At 65.4% G+C, this 12,723-nt stretch carries 13 protein-coding genes; all 13 read left to right on the top strand.

The window, feature by feature from the left end:
* Positions 1 to 75: 75 nt before the first annotated feature.
* Genes J4E63_RS22595 through J4E63_RS22535 form a run of 13 tightly spaced genes read left to right on the top strand, consistent with a single transcriptional unit; the run spans position 76 to position 12,701 of the window.
* Positions 76 to 810, top strand: coding sequence for a glycosyltransferase family 2 protein (locus J4E63_RS22595; RefSeq protein WP_092173568.1), 735 nt, complete (start codon positions 76 to 78; stop codon positions 808 to 810).
* Positions 807 to 1,751, top strand: coding sequence for a glycosyl transferase (locus tag J4E63_RS22590; protein ID WP_192261910.1), 945 nt, complete (start codon positions 807 to 809; stop codon positions 1,749 to 1,751). The genes J4E63_RS22595 and J4E63_RS22590 overlap by 4 nt, the downstream gene beginning before the upstream one ends.
* Positions 1,732 to 3,276 carry a histidine ammonia-lyase gene (gene hutH, locus J4E63_RS22585; protein ID WP_060739516.1) on the top strand — a complete coding sequence of 515 codons (1,545 nt, stop codon included), beginning with the start codon at positions 1,732 to 1,734 and terminating at the stop codon, positions 3,274 to 3,276. The genes J4E63_RS22590 and hutH overlap by 20 nt, the downstream gene beginning before the upstream one ends.
* Positions 3,269 to 3,694, top strand: coding sequence for a thioesterase family protein (locus J4E63_RS22580; RefSeq protein ID WP_060739517.1), 426 nt, complete (start codon positions 3,269 to 3,271; stop codon positions 3,692 to 3,694). The genes hutH and J4E63_RS22580 overlap by 8 nt, the downstream gene beginning before the upstream one ends.
* On the top strand, positions 3,691 to 4,284 hold the full coding sequence (locus J4E63_RS22575) for an outer membrane lipoprotein carrier protein LolA (protein ID WP_207283416.1): 594 nt from the start codon (positions 3,691 to 3,693) through the stop codon (positions 4,282 to 4,284). The genes J4E63_RS22580 and J4E63_RS22575 overlap by 4 nt, the downstream gene beginning before the upstream one ends.
* Positions 4,268 to 6,607 carry an MMPL family transporter gene (locus tag J4E63_RS22570; protein WP_207283415.1) on the top strand — a complete coding sequence of 780 codons (2,340 nt, stop codon included), beginning with the start codon at positions 4,268 to 4,270 and terminating at the stop codon, positions 6,605 to 6,607. Before J4E63_RS22575 ends, J4E63_RS22570 begins: the two co-directional genes overlap by 17 nt.
* Before the next feature lie 22 nt (positions 6,608 to 6,629).
* A complete protein-coding gene (locus J4E63_RS22565) occupies positions 6,630 to 7,889 on the top strand; it encodes an NAD(P)/FAD-dependent oxidoreductase (RefSeq protein WP_207283414.1) in 1,260 nt (419 codons plus the stop codon).
* Positions 7,886 to 8,614 carry a class I SAM-dependent methyltransferase gene (locus J4E63_RS22560; RefSeq protein ID WP_192261906.1) on the top strand — a complete coding sequence of 243 codons (729 nt, stop codon included), beginning with the start codon at positions 7,886 to 7,888 and terminating at the stop codon, positions 8,612 to 8,614. The genes J4E63_RS22565 and J4E63_RS22560 overlap by 4 nt, the downstream gene beginning before the upstream one ends.
* Positions 8,611 to 9,093 (top strand): DUF3261 domain-containing protein, encoded by a 483-nt coding sequence (locus tag J4E63_RS22555; RefSeq protein ID WP_207283413.1) that lies wholly within the window; start codon positions 8,611 to 8,613, stop codon positions 9,091 to 9,093. The genes J4E63_RS22560 and J4E63_RS22555 overlap by 4 nt, the downstream gene beginning before the upstream one ends.
* Positions 9,090 to 10,286, top strand: a complete 1,197-nt coding sequence (locus tag J4E63_RS22550; protein WP_207283412.1) for a beta-ketoacyl-[acyl-carrier-protein] synthase family protein — start codon at positions 9,090 to 9,092, stop codon at positions 10,284 to 10,286. Before J4E63_RS22555 ends, J4E63_RS22550 begins: the two co-directional genes overlap by 4 nt.
* Positions 10,283 to 10,750, top strand: a complete 468-nt coding sequence (locus tag J4E63_RS22545; protein ID WP_092203402.1) for a hotdog family protein — start codon at positions 10,283 to 10,285, stop codon at positions 10,748 to 10,750. The genes J4E63_RS22550 and J4E63_RS22545 overlap by 4 nt, the downstream gene beginning before the upstream one ends.
* On the top strand, positions 10,747 to 11,475 hold the full coding sequence (gene fabG / locus J4E63_RS22540) for a 3-oxoacyl-ACP reductase FabG (RefSeq protein ID WP_207283411.1): 729 nt from the start codon (positions 10,747 to 10,749) through the stop codon (positions 11,473 to 11,475). The genes J4E63_RS22545 and fabG overlap by 4 nt, the downstream gene beginning before the upstream one ends.
* On the top strand, positions 11,475 to 12,701 hold the full coding sequence (locus tag J4E63_RS22535; RefSeq protein ID WP_192261903.1) for a beta-ketoacyl-ACP synthase: 1,227 nt from the start codon (positions 11,475 to 11,477) through the stop codon (positions 12,699 to 12,701). Before fabG ends, J4E63_RS22535 begins: the two co-directional genes overlap by 1 nt.
* Positions 12,702 to 12,723: the final 22 nt, after the last annotated feature.

Raw genomic sequence — 12,723 nt, 5'->3', positions numbered from 1 at the left:
AGCTCCCTCGCCACAACAAACTCTCCGTTCACCACAATTCCTCTGTGCACAGTAGATCAGTGGAAGGTGCAACCCATGCATAACCCCTGCGCCGTCATCCCGGTCTACAACCACGAAACCGCCATCTCGGCGGTGGTCCAGGCGTTGCTCGCCAACGGCCTGCCCTGCGTGCTGGTGGATGACGCCAGCAACCCGGCATGTGCCGCCGTACTGGAACGGCTGGCCGAGGGCGAGCAGGTGCATCTGGTCAGGCTGGCCGTCAACCAGGGCAAGGGCGGCGCGGTGATGACCGGCTTGCGGGAAGCGTCGCGCCTGGGTTTCAGCCACGCCTTGCAAGTGGACGCCGACGGGCAGCACGATCTGGGCGACGTGAAGACCTTCATCGAGCAATCCCGTGCCCACCCGGACGCAGTGATCTGCGGCTATCCGCACTACGACGCCAGCGTGCCGAAAGGTCGCCTGTACGCGCGCTACCTGACCCACGTCATGGTCTGGATCAACAGCCTGTCCCTGCAAATCCGCGACTCGATGTGCGGCTTTCGGGTCTATCCCTTGGCACCGACCCTGGCGCTGATCGACTCGGCCAATATCGGCAAGCGCATGGATTTCGACTCGGACATCCTGGTGCGCCTGGCCTGGCGCAATCAGCCGATGCACTGGCTGCACACCCGAGTCCATTACCCTCAGGACGGCGTTTCACATTTTCGCCTGTTCCACGACAACGTGCTGATTTCCAGCATGCACACCCGGCTGTTCTTCGGCATGCTGGTGCGCGCGCCCCTGATCCTCTGGCGACGGTGGCGGACATGAGCCTTCAGGCAGACAAGCAACATTGGGCCGACCGCCAGGAGCGCGGCAGTTTCTGGCTGATGAAACTCACCGCGCTCGCCGCCAAGGTGCTCGGCCGACGCCTGTTGACCCCGGTGCTGTACGGCATCGTCCTGTACTTTTTCATTTTCGGCCGCAGCGCGCGCCAGGCGGCCTGGCAATACCAGCAACGCCTGGCCGACTGGAGCGCACGCCCCGAACTGCGCCCGACCCGCTGGCGGGTGTTCGGGCAGTTCATGGCGTTTGCCGATTCCTTGCTCGACAAGCTCGACGTCTGGAACGGCAAGCTGAGCATCGACCAGATCGAAATCGTCGACCCGGCGCTACTGCGCAATCACCTGCGCGATGCCCGTGGGCAAATGCTGGTGGGCGCGCACCTGGGCAACCTGGAGATGTGCCGGGCCCTGGCCGAGCTGGGCGAGAAAGTGACCATGAACGTGCTGGTGCACACCAAGCACGCCGAGCAGTTCAACCGTTTGCTGGGCGAGGCCGGTGCCACGCACTTGCGGCTGATCCAGGTCAGTGAGCTGAACCCGGTGATCATGTTGCAACTGAGCGAGCGCCTGGAGCGCGGCGAGTGGCTGGCGATTGCCGGCGACCGCGTGCCACTGCACGGCGGACGCAGCGTGACCGTGGACTTCATGGGCCACCCGGCGGCATTCCCCCAGGGGCCCTGGCTGCTGGCCGGCCTGCTGAAATGCCCGGTCAACCTGCTGATGTGCCTCAAGCACGAGGGGCGCTATCGCGTCACGCTCGAACCCTTCGCCGATGCCGTAGTGTGGAAACGCAACGAGCGCGAACAAGTGATCGCCCATTGGGCCGGCCACTATGCCGAGCGCCTGGCGCAGTACTGCCTCCAGGGCCCCCAACAGTGGTTCAACTTTTACCCTTTCTGGAAGACCGATGACGATGCCCACTCTTGAGCCGGTAACCTTCGGCGAACGCCCCCTGCGCATCGAAGATGTGCTGGCCCTGGCCAACCGTCAGGCCCCGACGCAGTTGCAGGATGACCCGGCGTTCCGCCAGCGCATCGCCAAGGGTGCGCAATTCCTCGACTCCTTGCTGGACAAGGAAGGCGTGATCTACGGCGTGACCACCGGCTACGGTGACTCTTGCGTGGTCGCGGTACCACTACACCACGTCGAGGCCCTGCCGCGTCACCTGTACACGTTCCACGGCTGTGGCCTGGGCAAACTGCTGGACGCCCAGGCCACCCGCGCGGTGCTGGCGGCGCGCTTGCAGTCGCTGTGCCACGGCGTGTCCGGGGTGCGGGTGGAACTGCTGGAGCGGCTCCAGGCCTTTCTCGAACACGACATCCTGCCGCTGATCCCGGAAGAAGGCTCGGTGGGCGCCAGCGGCGACCTGACGCCGCTGTCCTACGTCGCCGCCACGCTGTCCGGTGAACGGGAAGTGATGTTCCGCGGCGAGCGGCGCCTGGCCGCCGATGTGCACCGTGAGTTGGGCTGGACCCCACTGGTGCTGCGGCCCAAGGAAGCCCTGGCGCTGATGAACGGCACCGCTGTGATGACCGGCCTGGCCTGCCTGGCCTTCGCCCGGGCCGACTACCTGCTGCAACTGGCGACCCGTATCACCGCGTTGAACGTCGTCGCCCTGCAAGGCAACCCGGAACATTTCGACGAGCGCCTGTTCGCCGCCAAGCCACACCCAGGGCAGATGCAAGTCGCCGCGTGGCTGCGCAAGGACCTGGCGATCGATGCGCCGACAGCGCCGCTGCATCGCCTGCAGGATCGCTATTCCCTACGCTGCGCGCCCCATGTACTTGGCGTGCTGGCCGACAGCCTGGGCTGGCTGCGTTCGTTCATCGAGACCGAACTCAACAGCGCCAACGACAATCCGATCATCGACGCCGAAGCCGAGCGCGTGCTCCACGGCGGGCATTTCTACGGCGGGCATATCGCCTTCGCCATGGACAGCCTGAAGAACCTGGTGGCCAACGTCGCGGATTTGCTGGATCGGCAACTCGCGCTGCTGGTGGACGAGCGCTACAACCATGGCCTGCCGAGCAACCTGTCCGGCGCCAGCGCCGAGCGGGCAATGCTCAACCACGGGTTCAAGGCCGTGCAGATCGGCACCAGCGCCTGGACCGCCGAAGCCCTGAAAAACACCATGCCGGCCAGCGTGTTCTCGCGTTCCACCGAATGTCACAACCAGGACAAGGTGAGCATGGGCACCATCGCCGCCCGGGACGCGATCCGCGTGCTGGAACTGACCGAACAGGTCGCCGCCGCCACGTTGCTGGCGGCCAACCAGGGCGTATGGCTGCGCAGTCGTGCCGAAGACGCGCGGCCGCTGCCGCCGGCCCTGGCCGCCATGCACCAGCAATTGGCCGAGGATTTCGCCCCGGTCATCGAAGACCGCGCCCTGGAAGGCGAACTGCGCCTGTGCCTGCAACGCATCGCCGAACAACATTGGAGGCTGCATGCGTAGCCAAGGCGTTCTGCACGTCGACACCCACATCGTGGTGCCGTTTTTCGACGTCGACTCGATGAACGTGGTCTGGCACGGCCACTACGTCAAGTACCTGGAAGTGGCTCGCTGTGCGCTGCTCGACCTGATCGGCCACAACTACAACGACATGCTCGAATCCGGCCATGCCTGGCCGGTCATCGACCTGCAACTGCGCTACGTGCGCAGCGCCGTGTTCGGCCAGGCCCTGACCGTGCGTGCCAGCCTGGTGGAGTGGGAAAACCGGCTGAAGATCAATTACCTGATCAGCGACGCAGCCACCGGCGAGCGCTTGACCCGCGCCAGTTCGGTACAAGTGGCCGTGGACATCGCCAGCCGCGAAATGCTGCTCGCCTCGCCCCGGGTCTTTGTCGAAGCCGTCGAAAGGAAACTGCCATGAAACGTTTGTCGATCTGGCTGCTGCTGTGTTGCCTGGCGCCGTTGGCCCAGGCTTTCGACCTGCAGCAGTTGAGCGACCAACTGGCCCGCCCGGAGGTGATCCACGGCCAGTTCATCCAGGAAAAACACCTGCGCGCCCTGCCCCAGCCCCTCACCAGCAAGGGCCGCTTCGTGCTGGCGAAAAACCATGGCCTGCTGTGGCTGCTGCAAACCCCGCTGCAACAGGACTACCGCATCACCGCCCAGGGCATCGCCCGGCGGGATGGCAATGCCTGGCAGATGCTGCCGAACAAGAGCGCCGGCGCCGAACAGAACCGCCTGTTCCTGGCGGTATTGCAGGGCGACAGCAGTGGCTTGCAACGGGATTTCGAACTGAGCCTGTCGGGCGAACCACAGCAGTGGAAACTCACCCTGACCCCGCGCTCGGTGCTGCTCAAGCAGGTCTTCAACCAGATCAACATCGACGGCGGCGAACTGGTCCAGCGCATCGAACTGCTGGAAACCCAGGGCGACAGCACCGTGCTGCGCATGCAGGACGCCACCAGTGCACACCCCTTGAGCGAAACGGAGCAACATGATTTTGCCGAGTGAACGGATGCTGCCCCGGCTGTTCCTGATCCTGCTGCTGGCCGTGCTCGCGCTCGCCGGCTGGCAGTGGCGCAACGGCGCGCCGTTGTCGGCCAATCTCATGGAACTGGTGCCGGGCACGTCGCCCGATGCCCTGGAACTGATCGCCGAGCAGCGCATGCAGGAACCGTTGAATCGCGAGGTGCTGGTGCTGGTCGGTCATGCCGATCGCCAGCAAGCCATCGCCCTGGCGCAAACCCTGGGCGAGCAATGGCAGGCCAGCGGCCTGTTCGACAAGGTGCAATGGACATTGCAGGCCGACCTGCCGGCGTTGCGTACGCAACTGCTCAACGGGCGCTTGGCGATGCTCTCGGCGGCGGACCGGCAGCAACTGATCGAACAGCCCCAGGCGTTCATCCAGCAACGGGTGCAGGCCTTGTTCGACCCGTTCAGCGGCTTCAGCCTGGTGCCGAACCAGGACGATTGGCTGGGCCTGACCGGGCGTATCCAGAACAGCCAGCCCCAACGCGGCGCGATCAAATTCGACATCGGTAGCGGGGCCTTGGTCGCCGATGCCGACGGTAAAAGCTGGGTGATGTTGCGGGCCCGCGCCCAGGGCAACGCCTTCGACATGAACCTGCCGCTGCAAGTGGCCGAGCTGCTGCAACGCAGCCGCGACCAGGCGAGCCAGGCCCAAGGGCAACTGCTGGCGGCCAGCGGCCTGCTGTACGCCGCCAGCGGCCAGCAACAGGCGTCGCGGGAAATCACCTGGGTCGGCGGTGGCGCGACGGTCGGCATTTTGCTGCTGCTGTTGCTGGCCTTCCGACGCTTGCGCGTGTGGCTGGCGTTCGTGCCGGTGCTGGTGGGCATGCTGTTCGGTGCCGTGGCGTGCGTGGCCTTGTTTGGACGCATGCATGTGATGACCCTGGTATTGGGTTCCAGCCTGATCGGCGTCGCGGTGGATTACCCCCTGCACTACCTGTCCAAGAGCTGGAGCCTCAAGCCATGGCGCAGCTGGCCGGCCTTGCGCCTGACCCTGCCGGGGCTGAGCCTGAGCCTGGCGACCACCTGCATCGGCTACCTGGCCCTGGCCTGGACGCCGTTCCCGGCCCTGACCCAGATCGCAATATTTTCCGCCGCCGGGCTGGTCGGCGCCTACTTGACCGCGGTGTGCCTGTTGCCAGCGCTGCTCAACGGCGCGGATTTGCGTCCGGCCCAGTGGCCGCTGCGGCTGTGCGAATGCCTGCTCCAGATCCGCCAGGCGTTATTGGCACGGGTGCCTACGCCAGTACTGCTGGTGTTGCTGCTGAGCTTCTGCGCGGGCGGCCTCTGGCACCTGACCACGAAAAACGACATCCGCCAGTGGATCGGCACGCCCCAGCACCTCACCGACGAAGCCCGCGAGATCGCGCGCATCACCGGTTTCCAGCCCACCAGCCAGTTCTTCCTGATCCGCGCCGACAATCAGTCTCAACTGCTGGAGCGCCAGACCGCCCTCAACGAGCGGCTGGATCAGTTGATCGCCCTGGAAAAACTCCAGGGCTACCTGTCGCTGAACCAACTGGTGAGCCCACCCGCCGACCAGCAAAAAGTGCGTGAGGCCCTGGCCCGGTTGCCGGCGGTCTGGCAGCCGTTGCTGGACCTGGGCGTGCCGGTCGCCGCGCTGCAAGCGGAACTGGCGCAATTGCAGGCCTTGCCGGTGACCGACATCGATGCCGCGCTGGCCGGGCCCCTGGCCGAGCCGTACCGCACGCTCTGGCTCGGCCCCACCGCGCAAGGCGTGGCCGCCATGATCAGCCTGCAAGGCTTGAACGATGCCGCGCTGCTGCGGGTGCAAGCCGTGGACCTGCCGGGGGTACAACTGGTGGATCGCCTGGGGGACCTGAACCGGGTCTTCGCCGCCACGCAGGTCAGCGCCGCCGAGTTGAAACTGGCCTCCTGCGTGCTGATCGTGCTGGTGCTGATCTGGCCCTTCGGGGTCGGTGCGGCCTTGCGCATCGTCGCCCTGCCATTGCTGGCCGCGCTGTGCAGCCTGGCGAGCCTCGGCTGGCTGGGGCAGCCACTGACCCTGTTCAGCCTGTTCGGCCTGCTGCTGGTGACGGCCATCGGCGTCGATTACGCGATCCTGATGCGCGAGCAGATTGGTGGCGCGGCGGTGAGCCTGCTGGGCACTTTCCTGGCAGCGATCACTACTTGGCTGTCGTTCGGCCTGCTGGCGCTTTCCAGCACACCGGCAGTGAGTAATTTCGGCCTGGCGGTGAGCCTGGGGCTGGCTTTCAGTTTCATGCTGGCGCCGTGGGCCGGGCGTCACGAACACCCCACACCCGCTCAAGAAGACCAACGATGATTACGGAACTCGAGGAATCCCAATGCCTGTGACTGAAACGGAACATCGCCTGGTCGTCGTCATCGGTGCCGGCCCCTCCGGGGCCATTGCCGCCGCGCTGCTCAAGCGCAAGGGCCACGATGTGCTGGTCATCGAGCGCCAGCATTTCCCACGGTTCTCCATCGGTGAGAGCCTGTTGTCCCATTGCCTGGATTTCGTTGAAGAAGCCGGCATGCTCGACGCGGTGAATGCCGCCGGGTTCCAACGCAAGAACGGCGCCGCGTTTGCCTGGGGTGAGCGCTACAGCGCCTTCGACTTCGGCGATACCTTCAGCAACGGCAAGCCCACCACTTTCCAGGTGCAACGGGCCGACTTCGACAAATTGCTGGCCGACCAGGCCGCCCTGCAAGGCGTGGAGATCCGCTACGGCCAAGCGATTGCCAGCGCCGATTTCACCCTCGCCAAACCACGACTGGGCGTGCAGCGTGAAGACGGCAGCCAGTACTGCGTCGAAGCTGACTTCGTGCTCGATGCCAGCGGCTACGGTCGCGTCCTGCCGCGCCTGCTGGACCTTGAAGCACCGTCCAACTTCCCGCTGCGCCAGGCCGTGTTCACACACATCGAGGATCGTATCGACACTCCGGCGTTCGACCGGGAAAAGATCCTCATCACCACCCACCCGAGCAAACGTGACGTGTGGTTCTGGACCATTCCGTTCAGCGGCGGGCGCTGCTCGGTGGGCGTGGTCGCGGCGGCGGAACATTTCGCCGGTCGCACCGACGACCTCGATGCCTGCCTGCGTGGTTTCATCGACGAAACCCCGAGCCTGGCCGGCGTGCTGAAAAATGCGCTGTGGGACACCCCGGCACGCACCATCGGCGGCTACTCGGCCAACGTCAAGACCCTGCACGGCCCTGGCTTTGCCCTGTTGGGCAACGCCGCGGAATTCCTCGATCCGGTGTTCTCCTCCGGTGTGACCATTGCCATGCGTTCGGCGAGCATGGCCGCCGACGTACTCCACCGCCAGCTCCAAGGCGAAAGCGTCGATTGGCAAAGCGAGTTTGCCGAGCCGCTCAAGCGCGGCGTCGACACCTTCCGCTGCTATGTCGAGGGCTGGTACGCCGGCACCTTCCAGGACGTGATTTTCTACACCGAAGGTTCAGACGACATCCGGCGCATGATCAGTTCGATCCTGGCTGGCTACGCCTGGGATCAGCGCAACCCGTTTGTCAGTGAACCCAAGCGGCGCCTGCGCATGCTCTCGGAAATCTGCGCAAGCCCGGCGCCGAGTCCGCAACCATGAGCTACCTGAGCGACAACTACGTCGAAGAAACCCGCTTCGGCTTCTGGTTCCTGCGCAGCCACACCTGGCAGCACCACGTGTTGCGCGTGGCGATCAACGACCTGCGCAGCCTGTTCAGCACCGCGCTGCCAGCAAATCCGGTGCTGCTGGACGCCGGCTGCGGCCAGGGCAAATCATTCCAGTACCTGCGCCAGGTGTTCGCGCCACAACGCCTGATCGGCGTGGATGCCGACCCTCACAGCCTGGACCTGAGCCGGGAGGAAGCCGCGCGCCAAGGCATGACCGTGGAACTGATCGGCAGCGACTGCGCGACCTTGGCGGTGCCCGACGCCAGCGTCGACCTGCTGTTCTGCCACCAGACGTTCCATCACCTGGTGGAGCAGGAAAAAGCCCTCGCCGAGTTCTACCGCGTACTCAAGCCCGGCGGCTATTTGATGTTCGCCGAATCCACCGAAGCCTACATCGATACCTGGGTGATCCGCTGGCTGTTCCGCCACCCCATGCACGTACAGAAAAGTGCCGCGCAGTACCTGCAGATGATCCGCGATCAAGGGTTCCGGTTCGAAGACCGCAACGTCTCCTACCCGTACCTGTGGTGGAGCCGTGCCAAGGATTTCGGCCTGCTGGAGCGCTTTGGCCTGCGCCGGCCCAAGCCATTTGGCGAGCGTGAGGAAACCCTGGTCAATGTGGTGGCGCGCAAGCCTGGCGAAGGGGCTGCCGGATGATCCGTGGCCTGCTGATCGCCTGTGTGTTGCTGCTCAGCGCCTGCGCCAGCCAGGCGCCGCTGCCCGCACGCACGCCGACCCTGGCGTTGCCGATGCAACTGCACATCGAGCGGACCCTGGCCGACCAACGCCAGGACTGGCTACTGGTGATCCAGCGCGAAGACACCAGCATCCGTTGGTCGATGATGGACCCGCTGGGCATTCCCGTGGCCCGCCAGCGCCTGGTCGACGGCCAGTGGCAGGCCGACGGTCTGCTGCCACCCAATGCCGAGGCCCGGGAGTTGTTCGCCGCGCTGTTGTTCGCCCTGACCCCCGACGCCGAGCTGTCCGGCAACTATCCGGCGGCCCGGCGACAGACGTCGCAACGGACCCTCGATAATCGCTGGCAGGTGCGCTACACGCAGCCGCTGGATTTCGAAATGAGCCTGCCCCAAGGCCCCCGCTACCGCATCACACCGTTGACCGAGAACGCCCCATGACCGCCTACCTGAATGCCCTCGGGGTGATCTGCGCCCTGGGCCGCGACAAGCACACTGTCGCGCGCAACCTGTTTGCCGGCGACTGCTCGGGCGTGCGCTGCGAGGATGGCTGGGTGGCCGAACGGGCCTTGCCGGTCGCCGCGGTACCGGGTGAACTCGCGCCCATCCCCCCTGCCCTGGCGGCGCAACGCAGCCGTAATAATCAACTGCTGTTGGAAGCGGGGCTGCAGATTCGCGCGGAGATCGACCAGGCCATCCAGGCCTACGGGCGCGCTCGCATCGGCATCGTCCTGGGCACCAGCACGTCGGGCATCGATGAGGCCAGCCAGGGCATTGCCCACTACCTGCGCGAGCAGCGCTTCCCCGACGGCTACGACTACCAGCAACAGGAACTCAGCGCGCCGGCCAACTTTCTTTCCGACTGGCTCGGCCTGAGCGGCCCGTCCTACGTGATTTCCACGGCCTGTACCTCCAGCGCCCGCGCCTTGATGAGCGCCCGGCGCCTGTTGGACCTGGGCCTGTGCGATGCAGTGCTGTGCGGTGGCGTGGACAGCCTGTGCAAACTGACCCTCAACGGTTTTTCCGCGTTGGAAGCGGTGTCGAACGAACGCTGCAATCCGTTCTCGGTGAACCGCAGCGGCATCAACATCGGCGAAGCGGCGGTGCTGTTCCTCATGAGCAAGACGCCAGGCGAGGGCACACCGATTGCCTTGCTCGGCGACGGCGCCAGTTCCGATGCCCACCATATCTCCGCGCCCGAACCCAGCGGTCGCGGCGCACGCCAGGCCATGGAAAAAGCCCTGCGCTGCGCCGGCCTCGACGCCCACCAGATCGACTACCTGAACCTGCATGGCACCGCCACGCAACACAATGACGCCATGGAAAGCCAGGCCGTGGCCGGGCTGTTCCCGGCCGGTGTGCCCTGCTCGTCCACCAAGCCCATGACCGGCCACACCCTCGGCGCGGCCGGGGCGCTGGAAGCGGCGTTCTGCTGGCTGGCCCTGAGCACACAGAACACCGCCCAGGCCCTGCCGCCGCACATCTGGGACGGCCAGGCCGATCCTGCCCTGCCAGCGCTCGACTGGGTCACCGCCGACACCCGCCTGAAACCCGCCACTACGCGCCGCCTGATGAGCAATTCATTTGCCTTCGGCGGCAACAACGTCAGCCTGATTATCGGAGACGCCCCATGACTGACTGGCCGCTCGCCGAACTGCTGCCCCATGCCGGCGACATGATCCTCATCGACCGGATCCTGTCGTTCGATGACGAACAGATCCACACCCACGCCACCGTCAAGCCCGGCGGTTTGTTCAACCGCGACGACGGCGCACTGCCGGCCTGGGTCGGCATCGAGCTGATGGCCCAGAGTGTCGCGGCGTTTGCCGGTTGCCACGCGCGCCGACGCGGCGATGCCGTGGAGTTGGGCTTTTTGCTCGGTACCCGCAAGTTCGAATGCAACGTCGACTGCTTTCCCGTCGGCACCGAGCTGAGCATCCATGGCGTGCGCTCCCTGGAAGACGACAACGGCATGGGCGTGTTCGAATGCCACATCCACGCCCCCGGCATCCATGCCACGGCCCGGCTCAATGTATTCCGTCCGCCCCAGGCTGCCCATTACCTTCATGAACCGTCCGCAACAGGAACCCCGCCATGACTGAATCCGTACTGGTCACCGGCTCCAGCCGTGGCATCGGCCGCGCCATCGCCCTGCGCCTGGCCCAGGCCGGGCACGACATCGTGCTGCACTGCCGCAACGGTCGCGCCGAGGCCGAGGCGGTCCAGGCACAAATCCAGGCCCTGGGCCGCAACGTCCGGGTGCTGCAATTCGACGTGGCCGACCGCGCCGCTTGCAAGGCCATTCTCGAAGCCGATGTCGAAGCCCACGGCGCCTATTACGGCGTGGTGCTCAATGCCGGCCTGACCCGCGACGGCGCCTTCCCGGCCCTGAGCGAAGACGACTGGGATGTGGTGATGCGCACCAACCTCGACGGTTTCTACAACGTACTGCACCCGGTGATGATGCCGATGATCCGGCGTCGCGCCGCCGGAAGGATCGTCTGCATCACTTCGGTTTCCGGGCTGATCGGCAATCGCGGCCAGGTCAACTACAGTGCTTCGAAGGCCGGTTTGATCGGCGCGGCCAAGGCGTTGGCAATCGAGCTGGGCAAGCGCAAGATCACCGTCAATTGCGTCGCGCCGGGGTTGATCGACACCGCCATGCTCGATGAAAACGTACCCGTGGAAGAACTGATGAAAATGATCCCCGCCCAGCGCATGGGCACCCCGGAAGAAGTGGCTGGCGCGGTGAACTTCCTGATGTCCGCCGAAGCCGGCTACATCACCCGGCAGGTCCTGGCCGTCAACGGAGGCTTGTGCTGATGAAGCGCGTCGTCGTCACCGGCATGGCCGGCATCACCTCCGTGGGCAGCGACTGGGAAACCATCGCCAGCAACTTCGCCGCCAACCGCAGCGGCATCCGGCGCATGGATGAGTGGGACCGTTTCACCGAACTGAACACGCGCCTGGCCGGCCCCATCGACGACTTCCAGGTCCCGGCCCACTGGACCCGCAAGCAATTGCGCAGCATGGGGCGGGTCTCGCGCCTGGCGGTCGCGTCGGCGGAACAGGCCCTGGCCGACGCCGGCCTGCTGGGCGACGAATCGATCAAGGACGGGCGCATGGGCGTGTCCTGCGGTTCATCCACCGGCAGCACCGACGAGATCAAGGCGTTCGGCAACATGCTGCTCAACAGCGTGGCCGAAGGCCTGAACGCCAACTCCTATGTGCGCATGATGCCCCACACCACGGCGGCCAACATCAGCATCTTCTTCGGGCTGACCGGACGCCTGATCCCCACTTCCAGTGCCTGCACCAGCGGCAGCCACGGCATCGGCTATGCCTACGAGGCCATCAAGTTCGGGCGCCTGCCGTTGATGCTGGCCGGCGGTGCGGAAGAACTGTGTCCGACCGAAGCGATGGTCTTCGATGCGCTCTACGCCACCAGCCTGAAAAACGATGCGCCGCAAACCAGCCCGCGTCCCTACGACAAAGGCCGCGATGGCCTGGTGATCGGCGAAGGCGCCGGCATGCTCGTGCTCGAGGAACTGGAACACGCCCTGGCCCGTGGCGCACGGATTCATGCCGAGATCGTTGGCTTCGGCAGCAACGCCGACGGCCAGCACGCCACCCGCCCCGAACTGGTCACCATGCGCCGGGCCATGGAACTGGCCCTGGAAGATGCCGGCCTCGAACCCTCGGCCATCGGCTACGTCAATGGCCATGGCACCGCCACCGAACAGGGCGACATCGCCGAAACCCTGGCCACCAGCAGCCTGTTTGGCGAGCACATGCCCATCAGCTCGCAGAAGAGCTTCCTCGGCCACACCCTGGGTGCCTGCGGGGCGCTGGAGTCCTGGTTCAGCATCGAAATGCTGAAAAGCGACCAGTACGTGCACACCTTCAACCTCGATGAGGTCGATCCCCAATGCGGCCAGCTCGACTACCTGCGCAGCGAGTTCAGGTCGATGAGCAACGAATACGTGATGAACAACAACTTCGCCTTTGGTGGGGTCAACACCTCGTTGATCTTCCGCCGCTGGCGCTGAATCGGATTCAAAACCCGTTACC

This window comes from Pseudomonas sp. FW300-N2F2 (genome assembly GCF_017351655.1).
Lineage (GTDB): Bacteria > Pseudomonadota > Gammaproteobacteria > Pseudomonadales > Pseudomonadaceae > Aquipseudomonas > Aquipseudomonas fluorescens_AA.
The sequence above is the reverse complement of the archived record's forward strand: the minus strand, read 5'-3'. Positions and strand labels throughout refer to the sequence as shown.